We start from the raw sequence: 19,281 nt of genomic DNA, 5'->3' as shown, positions 1-19,281 counted from the left end.
CGCCACCGGTAAGCCCGCGGGGGGCAAGGCGGCCAAGGCTGTCAGGAAGACCGCGACGGCGGGGACCGGTGAGAAGGCCCCGGCCGCGAAGCGGGTCCCGGCCGCCTCCAAGGGCAGGGCCGCGACGAACGGCAAGGCCGCGACGGCGAAGCCCCCGGCCGCCTCCCGGCGCAAGGGGCCCGACCCCGAACTGGTCGCCGCCCTGGACCGGCTGGTGGACGGCCACCACCACGACCCGCACGCGCTGCTGGGCGTGCACGCCGAGGGCCGGGGCACCGTGGTGCGGGCCCTGCGGCCGGGCGCGGTGGAGGTGCACGCCGTCCTGGCCGACGGCTCGCGGCTGCGCCTGGACCACCTGCACCGGGGCGTGTTCTCCGCGAAGGTGTCCCGGAGCAGGCTCGGCTCCGTGCCCGACTACCGGATCAGCGCCCGCTACGAGGACGGCGCCGAGCACGTGGCCGCCGACCCGTACCGGTTCGCGCCGACCCTGGGCGAGCTGGACCTGCACCTGATCGGCGAGGGCCGCCACGAGGAGCTGTGGAACGCCCTCGGAGCGCACGTGCGGGTCGAGGACACCGCGATGGGCGAGGTGGCCGGAACCCGGTTCGCGGTGTGGGCGCCGGACGCGCGCGGCGTGCGGATGATCGGCGACTTCAACCACTGGAGCGGCGTCGGGCACCCGATGCGGAGCCTGGGCTCCAGCGGTGTGTGGGAGCTGTTCGTGCCCGGGATCGGCGAGGGCGGCCTGTACAAGTTCCAGGTCCTGGGCGCCGACGGGCACTGGCGCGACAAGGCCGACCCGATGGCGCGGTGCACGCAGATGCCGCCCGCGACCGCCTCCGTGGTCACCTCCTCCACGCACGTGTGGTCCGACCAGGAGTGGATGGCCGAGCGCAAGGGCGTGGAGCAGCACCGGGCGCCGATGAGCGTGTACGAGGTGCACCTGGGCTCCTGGCGGCCCGGGCTGGGCTACGCCGAGCTGGCCGAGGAACTCGTCGCCTACGTGACCGACATGGGGTTCACGCACGTGGAGTTCCTGCCCGTGGCGGGCCACCCCTACGACGGCTCCTGGGGATACCAGGTGACCTCGTACTACGCGCCCACGCCCCGGTTCGGCACGCCGGACGAGTTCCGCCACCTGGTGGACGCCCTGCACCGCGCGGGGGTCGGCGTGCTGCTGGACTGGGTGCCCGCGCACTTCCCCAAGGACGAGTGGGCGCTGGCCCGCTTCGACGGGAGCGCGCTGTACGAGCACCCCGACCCGCGCCGGGGCGAGCACCCGGACTGGGGGACGCTGATCTTCAACTACGGGCGGACCGAGGTGCGCAACTTCCTCGTGGCCAACGCCCTGTACTGGTTGGAGGAGTTCCACGTCGACGGCCTGCGGGTGGACGCGGTGGCCTCGATGATCTACCTGGACTACTCGCGCGACTCCGGGGCCTGGGAGCCGAACGTGTTCGGCGGCAGGGAGAACCTGGAGGCGATCGACTTCCTCAAGGAGCTCAACACCACCGTCTACCGGCGCAACCCGCACGTGGCGATGATCGCGGAGGAGTCCACCGCCTACACGGGCGTGACCACGCCGGTGGACCACGGCGGGCTCGGCTTCGGGTTCAAGTGGAACATGGGGTGGATGCACGACACCCTGGAGTACGTCAAGAAGGAGCCGGTCCACCGCCAGTACCACCACGACGACGTCACGTTCTCGATGGTCTACGCCTACAGCGAGAACTACGTGCTGCCGCTGTCGCACGACGAGGTGGTGCACGGCAAGCAGTCGCTGTTCAACAAGCCGCCCGGCGACGAGTGGCAGCGGTCGGCGACCCTGCGCGCGCTCCTGGCGTTCATGTGGTCCCACCCGGGCAAGCAGCTGCTGTTCATGGGCGGGGAGATCGCCCAGGGCGACGAGTGGTCGCACCGGGAGGGCGTGCCGTGGTGGCTGCTCCAGTTCGAGCACCACGCGGGGGTGCAGCGCCTGGTGCGGACGCTCAACGAGGCCTACCGGCCCCGGGCCGCGCTGTGGTCCCAGGACACCGAACCGGCGGGCTTCACCTGGCTGGACGGCGGTGACCGCGAGGGGAACACGCTGTCGTACCTGCGCCACGGCGACGACGGCTCGGTGCTCGCCTGCGCGGTGAACTTCTCGCCGGTGCCCCGTACGGAGCGGCGGATGGGCCTGCCCTCCGGGGGCCGGTGGAACGCGGTGCTCAACACCGACGAGGCGCGCTTCGGCGGATCGGACCACCCGGCGCCCGCCCGCGTGGACGCCGAGCCCGTGCCCTGGGACGGGCAGCCGTTCTCGGCGGAGGTCGTCCTGCCCCCGCTCGGCGCGGTCTGGTTCGAGCCCGGGTCCTAGGCGGTGTCCTCTCCGGGCCTTCGCTTCGCTTCGTCCCACCCGCCGCCCGCCGCCTCCAGAACCCCGGGGGCGCCCGAGCCGGCCCCCGCGAGCTGAGGCCGGTTGGAAAGCAGCATCCCAGCGGAGCGACCGGTTCGGCGCCCGGGCCCCTGTCGGCCCGGGCGCCGAACTGTGTATCTTATACACTGTATTTGATACACAGTTGAGGGGCTCCGTTGTGGCCAGTACCGAGATCCGGACCTTCCGCGAGGACGACCGCGCCGAACTGCGGGCGCTGTTCGCCCGTGCGGGCGAGGGGTCGCCGTCGGGAACGCTCTGGGGACACCTGCCGTCCGAGGCCGCGATCTACCTGGATCCCTACATGGACCACGTGCCCGAATCGCTCCTGGTCGCCCTGGTCGACGGACGGATGGCGGGCTACCTGACCGGTTGCCCCGACCCCTCCGCGATGCCCGGGGAGAGCGAGCTCATGGACCGCGCGATCCGGGAGCACCGGCTCGCGCTGCGACGAGGACCGGCGGCCTTCTTCGCCCGGGCCCTGCTGGACACGGCGGTGTCCGCCCTCCGGCGCAGGCCCACCGCGGGCGAGCTCTCGGACCCGCGCTGGCCCGCCCACCTGCACGTCAACGTCGAGTCCCGGGCACGCGGCACCGGTGTGGGCGCCGCTCTGGTGCGCGAGTGGCAGGAGCGGCTGCGCGAGCAGGGATCCCGCGGCTGCCACCTGCAGACCCTCGTGGAGAACACCGGCGCCGTGCGCTTCTTCGCGCGGGCCGGGTTCGAACCCCACGGACCGGCCCCCGTGGTACCGGGCGTGCGCTTCGAGGGAGGGCACGTGCACCAGCGGACCATGGTGTGGAGCCCGTCGGCCTCCCGGCCCTGAGAGGCCGCGCTCACGGACGAAGCCCGACCGGCCGTCGGGAAAGCCCACCGCGTCCGACCGCCGAACCGCGCGTTCGCGGGTGGGACGTCCGCACCGATCGGCGGTGGGGCCCGGACGCCGCCCCGGTGCGCAAGTGGTGTGAGTGGCGGAAGCGAAACAGGAGCAAAAACCTCCGCGACGGGCCCTTCCGCTCACCGCCGCCGCGTGCTTGTGTGTCCTGCACCACAGGCACGACCGTTGGGAGGCCCCGTGTCCGACAACAGCCAGAGTTTCGTCCGGGTGCTGGGAAGGGGTGACGTCCTCGCCCTCGGCTTCGGCGCGATGATCGGCTTCGGCTGGATCGTGCTGGTGGGCGACTTCGTCAGCGCGGCGGGCAGCGCGGGCGCGGCGCTGGCCTTCGTGATCGGCGGCGTCATCATGGCCTTCGTCGGCCTCGCCTACGCCGAGCTCGTCGCCGCGATGCCGCACGCGGGCGGGGAGCACCACTACGCCATGCGCGCCATCGGCCCCAAGGGGGCCTTCACCGCATCCTGGGCCATGATCCTGGGCTACGTCTCCGTCGTCGCCTTCGAGGCCGTGGCCGTCCCCCAGACCCTCGTCTACCTCTTCCCCGACATGGCGGTCGGCCGCCTGTGGACCGTGGCCGGGTACGACGTCCACGCCAGCCTGGTCGCCGTCGGCGTGGCCGCGGCCGTGCTGATGACCGCCGTCAACTACGTCGGCATCAAGCCCGCGAGCGTCTTCCAGACCATCGCGGTGCTGTTCCTGCTGCTCACCGGGGCCGCCATGGTCACCGGCGCGTTCGTCGGCGGTTCCGTGGACAACATGCGGCCGCTGTTCACCGGCGGCGCCCCGGGCATGTTCGTGGTCCTGGTCGCGGTCCCGTTCCTCTTCGTCGGCTTCGACGTCATCCCGCAGTCGGCCTCCGAGATCAGACTCCCGTACCGCATGGTCGGCACCCTGCTGGTGCTGTCGGTGTTCTGCGCGACCGCCTGGTACGTGATGGTCATGCTGACGGCGGGCTCGGGCCTGGGCCCGGCCGAACTGGCGGACTCGGAGCTGGCCTCCGCCGACGCCGTCGCCGCCATGTGGGACAGCGCGGCCATGGGCAACCTGCTCGTCCTCGGCGGCGTCGCGGGCCTGCTCACCAGCTGGAACGCCTTCCTCATCGGCGGCAGCCGCCTCATCTACGCCATGGCCGCCTCGCGGATGCTCCCGGCCTGGTTCGGCCGCCTGCACCCGCGCTTTCGCACCCCGTCCAACGCCGTGCTGTTCGTCGGCGCGCTCTCCCTGGTGTCCCCGTTCTTCGGCGAGCCGATGCTGGGCTGGCTGGTCAACGCGGGCGGCCTGAACATCGTGGTCGGCTTCGTCACGGTGGTGGTCAGCTTCCTCGTGCTGCGCCGCCGCGAACCCGCCATGGAGCGGCCCTTCACCGTTCCGGCGGGCGTCCCCGTCGGCGTGGTGGCCCTCGTACTGTCCGTGGGGCTGCTCCTGCTCTACCTGCCCGGCATGCCCGCGGCGCTGAGCTGGCCCAACGAGTGGCTGATGGTGCTCGTGTGGTGGGTGGCCGGGGCCGCCCTGATGTGGCGTCTGCCCCGGATCGCCGCGGGTCCCGACGCCGAGCGGCGCCTGGTCGAGGTGATGGACGCGCGCTCGCGCCCGGGCCCGCGGGCCTGACGGACGCCGCCGTGCGCTCCGGTTGAGCGCACGGCGGCGGGTTCCTACCGCCCGCGCGCGTGCCAGCCGGAGAGGCGGGCGACCGCCTCGTCCAGCACCTCGTCCCTCTTGCAGAACGCGAACCGGAGCAGGTGCGCGCCCTCCTCCTGATGGTCGTAGAACACCTGGGCGGGCACCGCCGCCACCCCGGCCTCCCGGGGCAGCGCGCGGGCCACCTCCACTCCGTCGGCGTACCCGAGCGGGCGGATGTCGGCCATGACGAAGTAGGTGCCCTCGCACGCGTCCACCTCGAAACCGGCCCCGGTCAGCCCCTCCACCAGGCGGTCGCGCTTGCCCTGGAGGGCGGTGCGCTGGGCGGCGACCCACTCCTCCTCCTGGTCGATGGCGTCGGCCGTGGCCAGCTGGAGCGCGCCGTTCGCGGAGAAGGTGAGGAACTGGTTCACCGTGCGCACCGCGCTGACCAGCGGTTCGGGCCCCATCACCCAGCCGGTCTTCCACCCGGTCACGGCGAACATCTTGCCGACCGAGGACACCGACAGCGTCCGCTCGCGCATGCCCGGCAGGGTGGCCAGCGGCACGTGCGGCCGCCCGTCGAAGGTGAGGAACTCGTACACCTCGTCGGTGAACGCGACCAGGTCGTGTTCGCGGCACACCCGCGCGACCTCTTCCAGCTCCTCGGCGGTGAACACGGTCCCCGTGGGGTTGTGCGGCGTGTTCACCAGCACCATCCGGGTGCGGGGGCCCACGGCCGCGCGCAGCTCCGCGGGGTCGAAGGTGAACCGGCCGGACACGGGGTCCGGCCGCAGCGTCACCGGTCTGCGCACCCCGCCCGCCAGCGTGATCATGGCGGCGTAGGAGTCGTACATCGGCTCGAAGACGATCACCTCGTCTCCGCGCTCCACCAGGGCGAGCATCGCGGCCGCGATCCCGGCGGTGGCGCCGACGGTCACGTAGACCTCGGTGTCCGGGTCCAGCTCGATGCCGTAGTGGCGGGCCCGGTACCGGCTCACCGCCCGCCGCAGCTCGGGGCGGCCCGGCCCGGGCGGGTACTGGTTCACCCCCTCCAGGATGTGCCCGGAGGCGGCCTCCAGCAGGGAGCGGGGACCGTCGGTGTCGGGGAACCCCTGCCCCAGGTTGACCGATCCGGTCTCCACGGCCAGCCGCGTCATCTCGGCGAAGACCGTCTCGCCGTACACGCGCATTCGTTCGATCAGCGGTTCTTCCACCCGACGAGCGTATCCACCCGCCCGGTCGGCGGGCCAGACGCGGGGACGCCGACGGGGCGGGTCCCCGGGAGGACCCGCCCCGTCCGCCGCCGCCTACAGCAGCAGGCTCAGCACCATCCACGTCACGGGACCGGCGATCAGCAGCGAGTCCAGGCGGTCCATGAGGCCGCCGTGCCCGGGCATGAACCTGCCCATGTCCTTGACCCCCAGGTCGCGCTTGAACAGCGACTCGATGAGGTCCCCGACGGTGGCGGCCAGCACGACCGCCAGGCCCAGGACCACGCCGACCCACCAGGGGCCGTCCAGCATGAGCGTCACGCACAGCGCGCCCGCGACGGCGCAGCCCACGACCGATCCGCCGAAGCCCTCCCAGGTCTTGTTGGGGCTGATCACCGGCGCCATCTTGTGCCGGCCCAGCAGGATCCCGGCGAAGTACCCGCCGATGTCGCTGGAGATCGTCACCACGATGAACGTGACCAGGCGGTACTGGCCGTCCTCGGGATGGGAGATGAGCAGCAGCCACGTGCCGAAGAGGAACGGCAGGTACACCAGGGTGAACAGGTTCGCCGCGACGTCGGCCACGAACCCTTCCGTACCTCCGCGCAGCCGCCACACCAGGGCGACGATCGCGGTCAGCGCGGTCGTGCCCACCAGCCAGTCGGTTCCCCCGAAGTAGGCGGCGACCTGCATGGCCACGCCGCCGACGGCCAGCGGTGCCACTGCCAGGCCCATGCCCTTGCCCGCGAACGCCCGGTTGACCTCGCGCAGGCCGATCAGCACCCCCAGGGAGGTGATGATCGTGAACAGCTGGGGCAGGGGGAAGATGGAGAAGAACACGAGGGCGCCCAGGGCGCACCCGCTCGCGATGGCCACCGGGAGGTTGCGGCCCGTCCGGACCGGCTCACCCCCCGGTTTGTGCAGCACGAAGCGCTGCCCGTCCGGATCGGGACCGCCCCGCGGCCCGCCGCCGGGTCTGTGCTCGGGCGAGCGGTCATCGCCTCCCGAGTCGCTGGAGGAAGGAAGGGTCACCGGCTAAACCTCGAGCAGTTCCGATTCCTTGTGCTTCAGCAGCTCGTCGACGGACGCGACGTACTTCGAAGACAGCTCGTCCAGCTCGGCCTGGGCGCGGTGCGCCTCGTCCTCGCCGATGTCGCCGGACTTGACGGCCTTCTCGAAGGTGTCCTTGGCGCGGCGGCGGACGTTGCGGATCGAGACCTTGCTGTCCTCGGCCTTGGTCCGCGCGACCTTGACGTACTCCTTGCGGCGCTCCTCGGACAGCTCGGGGAAGACCACGCGGATGACCTGGCCGTCGTCGGAGGGGTTCACGCCCAGGTCGCTGTTGCGGATGGCGTTGATGATGTCGGTGCGCGAGTTGACGTCGAACGGCGAGATGACCACCATGCGCGGCTCGGGGACCGAGAAGGAGGCCAGCTGGTTGATCGGCGTCCGGGCACCGTAGTAGTCGACGGTGATCTTGTTGAAGGTCGCCGGGGTGGGGCGTCCGGTGCGGATCGTGGCGAAGTCCTCCTTCGCCACGGTCACGGCCTTCTCCATCTTCTCCTCGGCCTCGAGGAGGGTCTCTTCGATCATGTGGGCGCTCCCTGGTGTCGTGGCTTGCTGTGGTCGCGGAGGCTGTCTAGACCGGGGTCGGCCCGACGATGGTGCCGATCTTCTCACCGCGTACCGCGCGCAGGATGTTGCCCTGGCTCATCAGGTCGAACACGACGATGGGCAGCCCGTTGTCCATGCACAGGCTGACCGCGGTGGCGTCCATGACCTTGAGGCCGCGGGTGAGGACCTCGTTGTAGTTGAGCTTGTCGAACTTGACCGCGTCGGGGTTGCGCTGGGGGTCGGAGTCGTAGACCCCGTCGACCTGGGTGCCCTTGAGGACCGCCTGCGCGCCGATCTCCAGCGCGCGCTGGGCGGCGGTGGTGTCGGTCGAGAAGAAGGGTGCGCCCAGACCGGCGCCGAAGATGACCACGCGGCCCTTCTCCAGGTGGCGGACGGCGCGGCGGGGGATGTAGGCCTCGGCGACCTGGCTCATGTGGATCGCGGTCTGCACGCGGGTGTCCACACCGAGCCGCTCCAGGAAGTCCTGGAGGGCGAGGCAGTTGATGACGGTGCCGAGCATGCCCATGTAGTCGGCGCGGCCGCGCTCGATGCCGCCCTCGGTGAGCTGGGCGCCGCGGAACATGTTGCCGCCGCCGACGACCACCGCGACCTGGATGCCCTCGGAGACCGCCTCGGCGATGGACTCGGCCACGTACTGGACGACCTCGGGGTCGATGCCCAGGCCGCCGCCGCCCGCGAACGCCTCTCCGGAGAGTTTGAGCATCACGCGCTTCCACCCGGAACCGTGCATCGCCGGTTCGGTGCTCGTCGCTTCGTTCACAGCCTGTGGCCTCCCTTGTCGTCCCCGAGCGGCACAGGGTCCCCCGAGTGATCCTCGATGCGGTCGGCCGGGCTCATGCGCCCCGCCACCCGCCCATATCCACCGAAGGTGCCGGGGAGCAGTCTCCCCGGCACCTCCATCATCTCAAAACCCTCAGGCCTGGCCGACCTTGAAGCGGACGAAGCGCTTGACGGTCACGCCCGCCTCGTCGACGACCTTCTGGACCGTCTTCTTGTTCTCCTTGACGAACGGCTGGCCGAGCAGCGTCACGTCCTTGAAGTAACCGTTGAGGCGGCCCTCCACGATCTTGGGGATGGCCTGCTCGGGCTTGCCCTCCTCGCGGGTGGTCTGCTCGGCGATGCGGCGCTCGTTCTCCACGACCTCGGCGGGGACGTCGTCCCGGCCGATGTACTGCGGGGCCAGCGCGGCGATCTGCTGGGCGAGGTCCTTGCCGACCTCCTCGTCAGCCTTGTCCAGCTCGACCAGGACGCCCATGGTGGGGGGCAGGTCCGGGTCGGACTTGTGGAGGTAGCTGGCGACGTAGGCGCCCTCGAACTTGGCGAAGCGGCGGAACTCCAGCTTCTCGCCGATGACCGCGCTCTTGGCCTCGATGAAGGACTGGAGGGTCTTGCCCGGCTCGATCTCGGCGGCGGCGACGGTGGCGAGGTCGTCGCTGTCCTGGGCGGCGACGAAGTCGGCGACCTGGTCGGCCAGCGCGATGAACTGGTCGTTCTTGGCGACGAAGTCGGTCTCGCAGTTGAGCTCGACGAGGGTGGCCTTGCCTTCGGACTCCTGCTTGAGGACGACCATGCCCTGGGCGGCGGTGCGCTCGGCGCGCTTGCCGACGTCCTTGGCACCCTTGACGCGCAGGGCCTCGACGGCCTTGTCGAAGTCGCCGTCGGCCTCGGTCAGGGCCTTCTTGCAGGCCATCATGCCGGCGCCGGTCATGTCGCGCAGCTTCTTGACGTCCGCGGCGGTGAAGTTCGCCATGACTGTTCTCGGATTCCCTTGGAGTGGAGAGTCTGTACGGAAAGTGAAGCGGATCCGGTCCCGGGCACCGAGCGGCCGCCCCGCCGGGAGCGGCGGGGCGGCGACGGTGCTCGGGGGCACGGAACTACTCGGCGTCGGGGGCCTTCGCGGGCGCGTCGACCGGGGAGTCCTCGGAGGTGGCCTCGGCCGGGGCCTCGGCCGCGACCTCGTCGGCCGGGGCGACGGCGGCGGTCTCGACCGGAGCCTGCTCGGCGGCGGTCTCGGCGGCCTCGACGGGAGCCTGCTCGGCGGGGGCCTCGGCCGGGTCGGCCTTGCCCTCCAGGAGCTCGCGCTCCCACTCGGCCAGGGGCTCCTCGGCGGACTTGCGCTCGCCGGAGGCCTCCGAGGCGCCGGAGCGGGCCATGAGACCGTCGGCCACGGCGTCGGCGACCACGCGGGTGAGCAGGCTGACGCTGCGGATGGCGTCGTCGTTACCCGGGATCGGGTAGTCGACCTCGTCCGGGTCGCAGTTGGTGTCCAGGATGGCCACGACCGGGATGTTCAGCTTGCGAGCCTCGCTGATCGCGATGTGCTCCTTCTTGGTGTCCACGATCCAGACCGCGCTGGGCACGCGGGACATGTCGCGGATACCACCGAGGGTGCGCTCCAGCTTCTCCTTCTCACGGCGAAGGTTGAGGAGCTCCTTCTTGGTGAGCGAGGAGCCGGCGACGTCGTCGAAGTCGATCTCCTCCAGCTCCTTGAGGCGCTGGAGCCGCTTGTGCACGGTGGAGAAGTTGGTGAGCATGCCGCCCAGCCAGCGCTGGTTGACGTAGGGCATGCCGACGCGGCGGGCCTGCTCGTCGATGGCCTCCTGCGCCTGCTTCTTGGTGCCGACGAACAGGACGGTGCCGCCGTGGGCGACCGTCTGCTTGACGAACTCGTAGGCGCGGTCGATGTAGGCCAGCGACTTCTGGAGGTCGATGATGTAGATGCCGTTGCGCTCGGTGAAGATGAAGCGCTTCATCTTGGGGTTCCAGCGACGGGTCTGGTGCCCGAAGTGGACGCCGCTCTCCAGGAGCTGGCGGATCGTCACGACTGTGGCCATGACCTGGTCCTCCTTGATGGTGGCGGGGAGGGACCCCGCCCTCGGTTGTTCCTGACGCCCCGGCCGTACCGCCGCACCGCCCGGAGGCGGCACGGACCGCGGGTGCGGCCCCTCGCTGAGGAGGCTCGTGGACGTGCGTATTGTGATCGGCCCGACGGGCCACAGATGATTCTATCTCCATCGGGAATACGTCGGGACCTGCGCCGCGTGGCGCCCCCTTTCCGCGGCGGGATCGTCCACAGGCACGGACTCCCCCTGGTGTCGCGGCCCCCGCGTCCGGACCCTGGGGGTATGACCCCCTCGCTGCTCCTGACCCTGTCCCTGGTGTTCTCCCTCCTGTCCCCGCACCACCCCGCCGAGGCCGACTGGCGCTGGCCGGTGGACCCGCCGGTCCGGATGCTGCGCCCCTTCGACCCGCCCGAACAGCGCTGGCTGCCCGGGCACCTGGGCGTGGACCTGGCCGCTGAGCCCGGCCAGGAGGTCCGCGCGGCCGGTGCCGGGCGGGTGCACTTCGCGGGCCGGGTGGCGGGCACACCGCTGGTGAGCGTGACCCACGGCGACCTGCGCACCACCTACCTGCCGGTGGAGTCCGACCTGGTCCGCGGCGACCCGGTCGCCGCCGGGGACGTTCTGGGCACGCTCGCCGCCGCGCCGCCGCACCGCCCGGACCGGCCCTGCCTGCACTGGGGCCTGCTCCGCGGCGACGTCCACCTCGATCCGCTCTCCCTGCTCGGCCTGGGCGAGTTCCGCCTGCTGCCGGTCCCGCCGCCCGCCTCGCCGCACGGGCGCGGACGGCCCCGGCCCCGCCGGCGCCCACCGACGGCGGAGCGGACGGCTCCCGGGCCCCGGGCCGCCCCGGAGAACCGCCCCCCGTGCGGGCGGTGCCGCGTCCGCGCTCTCCCGCCCACCACCGCGGGCGGGGCGCGGGCGCGCGGTACGCAGACCGGACACGGGCCTCTACACCGCTCCGGCCGGGCACCGGCGGGAGGACGCGGGCGCGTAGTACGCCGACCAGGCGCACCGCGACGTGCCCGAGGCGGCGCGGGGGGCGGTCAGGCGCGGGGGTGGGCCCGGCGGTAGGTGTCGCGCAGGCGCTCCACGGACACGTGGGTGTAGATCTGCGTGCTGCGCGGGCTGGCGTGGCCCAGGAACTCCTGCACGCTGCGCAGGTCGGCGCCGCCGTTGAGCAGGTGGGTGGCCGCGCTGTGCCGCAGACCGTGCGGCGCGCTGTCCGCACCGACGGCGCGCAGGTGGGCGTGCACGTCCTCGCGGGCCTGGCGGACGCCCAGGCGGCCGCCCCGTGCCCCGAGGAACAGCGCGGAGCCGCTGGTGGCGCCCGCCATCTCCGGGCGTCCGCCGCTCAGCCAGGCGTCGAGGGCGTCCAGGGCCGGACCGCCCACGGGGACCGTGCGCTCCTTGGCCCCCTTGCCCAGGACACGCACGGTGTCGCGTTCGCGGTCCACGTCGGCGAGGTCCAGAGCGCACAGCTCGGCGACGCGCACGCCGGTGGCGTAGAGCGTCTCCACCACCGCGCGGCGGCGCAGGCCGGTCGGGGTCCCGTCGGGCTCCCCCGCGAGCGCCGCGGCGGCCTGGCGCTCGTCGAGCACCGTGGGCAGGGAGCGCTGCTGCGCCGGGCTGGCCAGGCGCGGGCCGGGGTCGGCCGCCAGTACGCCCTCGCGGTGCAGGAACCGGGTGAACGCGCGGACGGCGGCCACGCGGCGGGCCACGGTGGCGCGGCTCGCGCCCGCGTCGCGGGCGCGGGACAGCCACCCGCGCACCAGGTCCACGTCCAGGTCCCGCACGCTCCGCCCCCGCTCCTCCAGGTGTGCCAGGAGGGAGCGCAGGTCGGCCAGGTAGCCGCGCACGGTGTGGGGCGAGCGCCCCAGCTCGCCCGACAGGTGCGCGGCGAAGCGCTCCAGCACGCCTACCTCCCGGAGGGCAGACAGGCGACCCCCTCGACCTCCACGAGGTGGGTGGGGTCGACCAGTCCGCTCACCTCCACCAGGGAGGCGGCGGGCAGGTGCCCGTCGGGCAGGCACTCCAGCAGGGCGGAGCGGAACTCCTCCAGGTCGGAGATGTGGCGCAGGTAGTAGGTGAGCTTGACCAGGTGGCCCAGATCCGCGCCGTGGCGGGACAGGACGGCCTCCAGGTTGCGGAAGATCTGGCGCGTCTGCCCCCCGATGTCCCCGGCGACCTCTCCCCCGGGCCCCTCGGGGGTCTGTCCGGAGACGAACAACAGCGGCCCGTCCGCCACCAGGGCGTCACTGTAGGGTTTGGTCATGGCGTCACCGTACCCGTCATGCGGGGCGCGCTACCGTCGCCGCACGCCGGTCCGCGTGCCGCCCCCCCGGAACCGCGTACCGGCTTCGCCCCCGCGCGGGCCGGGACCGGACCGCGGGTGACCCAGACGGAGTTCCGTCACCGCTTCGCCCCGCGCGGGCCGGAGACCGGATGTGGCGGGAGCGGGCCACGGAGCGTACGCGGCGCGTGGGACCCGTCTTCGCCAGGCCCGGCGGCCGTAACCGTCCACGGTGCCGCACGGCCCCGGCCCCGGCGGCCGTCCGGCGGCCCCTGACCGCTCCGACCCCGCGTCGCACGCCGGGGACCGGCTTGCCGGTCGCGGCCTCCGCCCGCTCACTGCGGCAGCCGCCAGCCCGCCGGACAGCGCTCCACCAGTCCGGCCGCGGCCAGCATCCCCAGGGAGCGCAGGGTCCTCTCCAGACGGGTCCCGCTGGCCACGGCGATCACCGCGGGCCCGGCGCCGGACCTGGGCACCGCCGCCAGGACGCGGGCGCTGTCCTGGTCGAGCTCGGCCGACACCCGCAGCGGCCCGGACTCCGGCGGCAGCTCACCCAGCGCGCTCACCTGGGCGACGACGTCGTCCGCGCAGGTGACGCAGCTCGCGTTCCAGTCTCGGAGCAGCAGGTGGCAGCCCACCGACATCGCCGAGGTGACCGGGCCGGGGACCGCCATCAGCGCCCGGTTGAGCTCGGCCGCGTGCGAGGCGGTGTTGAGGGCACCGCTACGCCGTCCGGCCTCCACCACCACCGTGCCCGGGGTGAGCGCGGCGATCAGCCGGTTGCGTACGAGGAAGTCCGGTGCGCGCGGGGTGGCGCCCACCGGCCGCTCGCTCACCAGCACCCCGGTGCGGGCGACGTCGGCGAACAGGCCCGCGTGCCCGCGCGGGTAGTCCACGTCCAGCCCGCAGGCCAGCACCACGACCGTGCCGCCGTGGGCCTGGGCCGCCCGGTGCGCGGCCCCGTCGATCCCGTAGGCGCCGCCGGAGACCACCACGACCGCGCTCTCGGCCAGCTCGTAGGCCATCTCCGCCGCCACGTGCTCCCCGTAGGGCGTGGCCGAGCGCGCGCCCACCACGGCCACCGAGCGCAGACACAGGTGACGCAGGTCCCCCGCACCGCGCACCCACAGTCCGTGCGAACGCCGCCCTCCGGGCAGGTCCAGTTCGTCGAGGCGGCCCGGCCACTCGGGGTCCCGCGGGGCCACGAAGCGGATGCCGGCCGCCGCCGAGTCGCCGAGCAGCCCGTCGGGGTCCACCGCCCGCGCCGCGGCGCCCCACCGCGCCCACCTGCGCTCCAGCAGGGCCTGTGCCTCCGGCCCCGGCCCCTCCTCCCCGGCGCTGGCGGGCACCGGTGGCGGGGGCGCCCCCGCCACCAGCAGCGCCCACACCCGTTCCGCGCCGTGCTCGGCGAGCATCGCCCCCAGCCACAGGTCCCCCGGCGGGGCCACCGCCGTCAGGCAGGCCCGCGCCCGCGCGTCCGCCTCGTCCTCCGCGTCCCGCACCGTTCCCCCGCTCCCCTCCGTCGTGTCCGCGTTCACCACGCGCGCCCCGCCCAGAGCGCGAAGGCGTAGGCCGCCTCCTCCTCGCCGGGGCGGTCCCGGTCGGCGAGGTCGGCCAGGGTCCAGGCGACCCGCAGGGCGCGGTCCACCCCCCGGGCACTGATCTGTCCGAGGTCCATCGCTCTGCCCAGCACCCGCAGCGCGGCGGACTCCACCGGGAACTCCCGGCGCAGCTGCGCCCCGGGGATGGCCGCGTTGGTGGTCCAGGGCGTGTGCGCCAACCGCTCGGCGGCGCGGGCGCGGGCCTTCTCCACCCGGGCGGCCACCACCTCGGAGGACTCGGCGAAGGCGCGGTCGGCGAGCAGCTCGGCCCTCGACACCGGTTGCAGCTCCACCTTGAGGTCGATCCGGTCCAGCAGGGGCCCGGACAGGCGGGAGAAGTAGCGGCGCCGCTCACCGGCGGGGCAGGTGCACAGGGCGCCGGGTTTGGCGCAGGGGCAGGGGTTGGCGGCCATCACCAGCTGGAAGCGGGCCGGGAAGGTCACCGTCGAGGAGGCGCGGGCCAGGACCACCTCGCCGCGCTCCAGGGGTTCGCGCAGGGAGTCCAGCACCCCGCGCCCGAACTGCGGGGCCTCGTCGACGAAGAGCACGCCGCGGTGGGCCTTGGACACCCAGCCGGGCGTGGGGTAGCCGCTGCCGCCGCCGATGATCGAGGCCCGGGTGGAGGTGTGGTGCGGAGCCGCGAAGGGGGGCGCGGTGACCAGGGGCGCGCCGGGCGGCAGCATGCCCGCCACCGAGTGGATCGCGGTGGCCTCCAGCGCCTCGGCGGGGCTGAGCGGGGGCAGCACGGTGGGCAGGCGTTCGGCGAGCAGGCTCTTGCCGGTGCCGGGAGGCCCCAGCATCATGAGGTTGTGGCCGCCGGCCGCGGCGATCTCCACCGCGCGGCGGGCCACCGGCTGCCCCAGGACGTCGGACAGGTCGGGCCCCTGGCCGCGCGGCTCCCGGGGGCGGGGCACGGCCTCATCCTCGTGCGCCTCGGGAAAGTACTCCCCGCGCAGCCACTGGCACAGGTCCATCAGGCTGTCCACCGCCGTCACCTCGGCGCCGGGCACCAGCCGGGCCTCGGCGGCGTTCCCCCGCGCGACGACGAACCTGCGGTAGCCCTGCTCGGCGGCCGACACGACCGCCGGGAGGACCCCCAGCACCGGCCGTGCCCGGCCGTCCAGGCCGAGTTCCGCGATGAGGACGCTGTCCTCCAGCCGCTCCACCGGCACCGAGCCCGCCGCGGCGAGGACGGCGGCGGCGATGGCCAGGTCGAACAGGCTCCCGGACTTGGGCAGGCTGGCCGGGGACAGGCTGATGACGATCTGGCCGCTGGGCCACTCCTCGCCGCTGTTGACGACGGCGGCGCGGATGCGGTCCCTGGCCTCGCGGAGCGCGGCGTCGGGCAGCCCCACCAGGGTCACCCCGAAGTCGCCGCCGCCCAGGTGCACCTCCACCTCGACGATGTGCCCCTGGACGCCCAGCAGGGCGATGCAGCGGGTGCGGGCGAGCGTCATCATGCCATCCCCCGCTCATGGGAGACGAACACGCGCCCGCCGCTGATCAGGACGCAGACGCCGTCCACGCGCAGGGGGTGGGCGGGCACCCGGTGCCGGACCGCCCAGGCGTGTCCGAGGCGGCGCAGGCGGCGCCTCTTGTCGGGGGTGATGGCCTCCACCGGGTGCCCGTGCCGGACGGAGGTACGGGTCTTGACCTCCGCGACGACCAGGACGGGGCCGTCCCGGGCGACGATGTCGATCTCCCCGTCGGGGATGCGCCAGTTGCGGGCGACCACCCGCATCCCGGCGCGTCGGAGGAAGGCCGCGGCGAGGTCCTCGCCGCGGCCGCCCAGCGTCCTTCGGTACTCGGCCCACCGGTCCAAGGTCGACCACCTCCCGTAACCACGGTCGGTGATCGCCGTTCACGGCGCCAGAGCCGGTTCTCTCCTGTGGAAAACCCCGGCGGCGTCCGGGAGGGGGAGGCCGGCCCCGGGGGCCGGGACCCCGGGGTCTCCCCGGCCGCCCGGTGGCCGGATCAGCTCTGCCCGCTCCCCTCGGCGGGCGGCATCTCCAGGTCGGCCTTGGTGATCTCCTCGACGTTGACGTCCTTGAACGTCACCACGCGGACGTTGCGGACGAACCTGGCCGGACGGTACATGTCCCAGACCCAGGCGTCCTCCATCACGACCTCGAAGTACATCTCCCCGTTCTCGGTCGAACGCGGCTGGAGGTCGACGTGGTTGGTGAGGTAGAACCGCCGTTCGGTCTCCACCACGTAGCTGAACAGACCGACGACGTCGCGGTACTCGCGATAGAGCTGGAGCTCCATCTCGGCCTCGTACTTCTCCAGGTCCTCAGAACTCATCCACGCGCTCGCTTTCGTCGCACTCTCCGGTCGTGGTGTGCCGGTCCCCTCCTACCCGGACACCGCCGACGGCCGGGATGTTCCCGGTCGACGGCGGCCCCGCGCGTCGGGGGACGCCGATACCGTCCAGCCTCCATCATGCGTCACGGAAGGGCCCCGTGTACTCCGCCGTGCGGATTTTCTCGTCGGACCGCCCGCGCGGTACGTCACTCGTCCGCGGCGTTGAGCTCCTCGAAGGACTCGGGGATGCTGAGCGGGCCGATCTGCCCGGCCGGCCAGATGATCACGAAGGCCCGTCCCACGACGTGGTCGATCGGGACCGCGCCGCCGCCGGGGTTGTTCTGGTTGAGCCGCGAGTCGGAGGAGATCGCCCGGTGGTCCCCCATCAGCCACAGGTGCCCCTCGGGCACCTCGACCGGGCCGAACTCGGTGTGCGTGGCCACGCTGCCCGGGTACAGGTAGGCCTCTTCCTCGAGGGGGACCCCGTTGACCAGGACGCGGTTCTGCTCGTCGCAGCACTCCACGGTGTCACCGGGCAGGCCGATGACCCGCTTGATGTACTCCTTGCCCGTGGGCGCCGCGCCCAGCTGCTGCTGCACCCACGTGAACGCGGCCGAGACCGGGTTGGTGGGTTCGGGGACCGACACGGTGTTCGGGTCGTCCCAGGACCCGTTGCCGTCGAAGACGACCACCTCGCCGCGCTCGATGTCGCGGAGCTCGTAGACGACCTTGTTGACGAGCACCCGGTCCCCGACGAGGAGGGTGTTCTCCATCGAGGTGGAGGGAATGTAGAAGGCCTGCACCAGCCAGGTCCTGATCACGAACGCCAGGACCACGGCGATCACGATCAGGACGGGGAGTTCCTTCCAGAACGACCCCTTCTTCTCGGTGCTCTGGGACTTGCTCATCTCGTCGTCCGCCCCCTCATCCGACTCCTCGCCGTCGGTACCGGAGACAGCACTGGCTCCCGAGCTCTCATGAGCTCGGGAGCCAGTGGCGGAGTCGTGCTCCTCCGGACCGGGCTGGGCGGATTCCTCGTCCTGGACCCCGTCCGAGCCGAGGTCCTTCTCGTCTTTGCTCATCGAGCCGAAGCCTATCCTGCCTCCCTGGCGGGAGCGGAGAGATTCGACACGGAAAAACGTCGGGAGGAGGCCCCGGGCCACCCGGTCGCGGACTAGCGGCGCTCGCGGATGCGGGCGGCCTTGCCGCGCAGGTCGCGCAGGTAGTACAGCTTGGCGCGACGCACGCGGCCGCGGGCGGCGACCTCGTACTTCTCGATGGCCGGGGTGTGGATCGGGAAGGTACGCTCCACGCCCACGCCGTAGCTCACCTTGCGGATGGTGAAGGTCTCGCGGTTGCCCGAGCCCTGGCGGCGGATGACGACGCCCTTGAAGACCTGGACACGGGTACGGTTGCCCTCGGTCACACGGACGTGGACGTTGAGGGTGTCACCCGGACGGAACTCCGGGACGTCGGAACGAAGCTGGGCCTTCTCCAGCTCCTGAATGGCGGTGTGCATCTCGCGAATCCTCATCGATAGCGCTCCGCGTCCTGCTCCCCGGCAGGGGAGGGGGTACGCGGGCGAGGGCCCGAATGGGTCTGTACTGTCGAACCGCCCGGGTGACCGTCACAGAGGCCGACGTCGTACCGCCGGCATGCGGATGCCGCCGGTCACCGAGGGGGAACCCACCCAGTCTGCCACATCTCAGGTGGCGTCTCGAACGGCCTCCTCGGCCAGGACCTCCCGGTCGCGCCGGTCCAGCGCCTCCTCGGGCAGGGCCTCCACCAGGTCGGGGCGGTTGCGCGCGGTCTTGCGCAGAGCCTGGTCGCGGCGCCAGCGGTCCACGGCGCCGTGGTTGCCCGACAGCAGCACCGGCGGCACCTCCCGGCCGCGCCAGGTGGCGGGTTTGGTGTAGACCGCCCCCTCCACGAGGTTCTCCATGCCGCCGGAGGCGAAGGAGTCCTGCACCGCGGACTCGGTGTTGCCCAGGACACCCGGCAGCAGCCGGGTGATCGCCTCGACCATCACCAGCGTCGCGGACTCGCCGCCGTTGAGCACGTAGTCGCCGATGCTGACCTCCTCGACGGGCATCCGCTCCGCGGCGTCCGCCGCGACCCGCGAGTCGATGCCCTCGTAGCGGCCGCAGCCGAAGACCAGCCGCTCCTCCTTGGCCAGGCGCTCGGCGTCGGCCTGCCGGAAGGGGCGCCCGCTGGGAGTGGGCAGGATCAGCCGCGCGGGGCCCTCCCCCACGACCTCGTCCAGCGCCTCGCCCCACGGCTCGGGCTTCATCACCATGCCGGGGCCGCCGCCGTAGGGGGTGTCGTCCACGGTGTTGTGGCGGTCGTGGGTCCAGGAGCGCAGGTCGTGCACGCGCACGTCGAGCAGCCCGGACACGCGGGCCCTGCCGATCAGGGACAGGTCCAGGGGGCCGAAGTACTCGGGGAAGATGCTGATGATGTCGATGCGCACGG

At 72.7% G+C, this 19,281-nt stretch carries 19 protein-coding genes; 4 read left to right on the top strand and 15 right to left on the bottom strand.

The window, feature by feature from the left end:
* The first annotated feature begins 190 nt into the window (after window positions 1–190).
* The 3 genes from glgB to G011_RS0112130 all read left to right on the top strand — a co-directional run bounded on the left by glgB (window position 191) and on the right by G011_RS0112130 (window position 4,913).
* Entirely contained in the window at window positions 191–2,356 is a 2,166-nt protein-coding gene (glgB, locus tag G011_RS0112140; RefSeq protein ID WP_378812314.1) for a 1,4-alpha-glucan branching protein GlgB, read from the top strand.
* 217 nt (window positions 2,357–2,573) lie between these two features.
* A complete protein-coding gene (locus tag G011_RS0112135) occupies window positions 2,574–3,236 on the top strand; it encodes a GNAT family N-acetyltransferase (RefSeq protein WP_019608692.1) in 663 nt (220 codons plus the stop codon).
* Between the two features lie 249 nt (window positions 3,237–3,485).
* The gene (locus G011_RS0112130) at window positions 3,486–4,913 is read left to right on the top strand and encodes an APC family permease (RefSeq protein WP_019608691.1); all 1,428 of its coding nucleotides are present in this window, start codon (window positions 3,486–3,488) and stop codon (window positions 4,911–4,913) included.
* 44 nt (window positions 4,914–4,957) lie between these two features.
* On the opposite strand, the gene G011_RS0112125 is transcribed toward G011_RS0112130, so the two are convergent.
* The 6 genes from G011_RS0112125 to rpsB all read right to left on the bottom strand — a co-directional run bounded on the left by G011_RS0112125 (window position 4,958) and on the right by rpsB (window position 10,605).
* Complete coding sequence (locus G011_RS0112125; RefSeq protein WP_026338231.1) at window positions 4,958–6,139, bottom strand: pyridoxal phosphate-dependent aminotransferase; 1,182 nt, start codon at window positions 6,137–6,139, stop codon at window positions 4,958–4,960.
* Window positions 6,140–6,232: 93 nt separating this feature from the next.
* On the bottom strand, window positions 6,233–7,168 hold the full coding sequence (locus G011_RS0112120; protein WP_019608689.1) for a phosphatidate cytidylyltransferase: 936 nt from the start codon (window positions 7,166–7,168) through the stop codon (window positions 6,233–6,235).
* A gap of 3 nt (window positions 7,169–7,171) precedes the next feature.
* Window positions 7,172–7,729 carry a ribosome recycling factor gene (gene frr, locus G011_RS0112115; protein ID WP_013151297.1) on the bottom strand — a complete coding sequence of 186 codons (558 nt, stop codon included), beginning with the start codon at window positions 7,727–7,729 and terminating at the stop codon, window positions 7,172–7,174.
* A 46-nt stretch (window positions 7,730–7,775) separates the two neighbouring features.
* Window positions 7,776–8,501 carry a UMP kinase gene (gene pyrH, locus G011_RS0112110; RefSeq protein WP_036552624.1) on the bottom strand — a complete coding sequence of 242 codons (726 nt, stop codon included), beginning with the start codon at window positions 8,499–8,501 and terminating at the stop codon, window positions 7,776–7,778.
* A gap of 183 nt (window positions 8,502–8,684) precedes the next feature.
* On the bottom strand, window positions 8,685–9,521 hold the full coding sequence (tsf, locus tag G011_RS0112100) for a translation elongation factor Ts (protein ID WP_013151294.1): 837 nt from the start codon (window positions 9,519–9,521) through the stop codon (window positions 8,685–8,687).
* Window positions 9,522–9,645: 124 nt separating this feature from the next.
* Entirely contained in the window at window positions 9,646–10,605 is a 960-nt protein-coding gene (gene rpsB / locus G011_RS0112095) for a 30S ribosomal protein S2 (RefSeq protein ID WP_019608687.1), read from the bottom strand.
* 291 nt (window positions 10,606–10,896) lie between these two features.
* On the opposite strand from rpsB, the gene G011_RS31090 reads away from it, so the two are divergent.
* A complete protein-coding gene (locus tag G011_RS31090; RefSeq protein ID WP_081642954.1) occupies window positions 10,897–11,685 on the top strand; it encodes a M23 family metallopeptidase in 789 nt (262 codons plus the stop codon).
* Here the strand turns inward: G011_RS31090 and G011_RS0112085 are convergent.
* From G011_RS0112085 to trmD, 9 genes are all read right to left on the bottom strand, one after another.
* Complete coding sequence (locus tag G011_RS0112085; RefSeq protein ID WP_019608686.1) at window positions 11,658–12,527, bottom strand: tyrosine recombinase XerC; 870 nt, start codon at window positions 12,525–12,527, stop codon at window positions 11,658–11,660. The genes G011_RS31090 and G011_RS0112085 overlap by 28 nt on opposite strands.
* Window positions 12,528–12,529: 2 nt before the next feature.
* Window positions 12,530–12,886, bottom strand: a complete 357-nt coding sequence (locus tag G011_RS0112080; RefSeq protein ID WP_013151291.1) for a RidA family protein — start codon at window positions 12,884–12,886, stop codon at window positions 12,530–12,532.
* Window positions 12,887–13,239: 353 nt separating this feature from the next.
* Window positions 13,240–14,406 (bottom strand): DNA-processing protein DprA, encoded by a 1,167-nt coding sequence (locus tag G011_RS0112075; RefSeq protein ID WP_019608685.1) that lies wholly within the window; start codon window positions 14,404–14,406, stop codon window positions 13,240–13,242.
* Window positions 14,407–14,438: 32 nt separating this feature from the next.
* The gene (locus tag G011_RS0112070; protein WP_026338230.1) at window positions 14,439–15,962 is read right to left on the bottom strand and encodes a YifB family Mg chelatase-like AAA ATPase; all 1,524 of its coding nucleotides are present in this window, start codon (window positions 15,960–15,962) and stop codon (window positions 14,439–14,441) included.
* Window positions 15,962–16,327 (bottom strand): YraN family protein, encoded by a 366-nt coding sequence (locus G011_RS0112065; protein ID WP_013151288.1) that lies wholly within the window; start codon window positions 16,325–16,327, stop codon window positions 15,962–15,964. Before G011_RS0112065 ends, G011_RS0112070 begins: the two co-directional genes overlap by 1 nt.
* Window positions 16,328–16,479: 152 nt before the next feature.
* The gene (locus G011_RS0112060; protein ID WP_013151287.1) at window positions 16,480–16,809 is read right to left on the bottom strand and encodes a DUF2469 domain-containing protein; all 330 of its coding nucleotides are present in this window, start codon (window positions 16,807–16,809) and stop codon (window positions 16,480–16,482) included.
* A gap of 206 nt (window positions 16,810–17,015) precedes the next feature.
* Complete coding sequence (gene lepB / locus G011_RS0112055; RefSeq protein ID WP_019608683.1) at window positions 17,016–17,891, bottom strand: signal peptidase I; 876 nt, start codon at window positions 17,889–17,891, stop codon at window positions 17,016–17,018.
* 92 nt (window positions 17,892–17,983) lie between these two features.
* Window positions 17,984–18,328, bottom strand: a complete 345-nt coding sequence (rplS, locus tag G011_RS0112050; protein WP_019608682.1) for a 50S ribosomal protein L19 — start codon at window positions 18,326–18,328, stop codon at window positions 17,984–17,986.
* Window positions 18,329–18,514: 186 nt separating this feature from the next.
* Window positions 18,515–19,279 (bottom strand): tRNA (guanosine(37)-N1)-methyltransferase TrmD, encoded by a 765-nt coding sequence (gene trmD, locus G011_RS0112045; protein ID WP_013151284.1) that lies wholly within the window; start codon window positions 19,277–19,279, stop codon window positions 18,515–18,517.
* Window positions 19,280–19,281: the final 2 nt, after the last annotated feature.

Source organism: Nocardiopsis sp. CNS-639, from assembly GCF_000381685.1.
Classification (GTDB): Bacteria; Actinomycetota; Actinomycetes; order Streptosporangiales; family Streptosporangiaceae; genus Nocardiopsis; species Nocardiopsis dassonvillei.
This window is presented reverse-complemented; position numbering and strand designations above follow the sequence as displayed.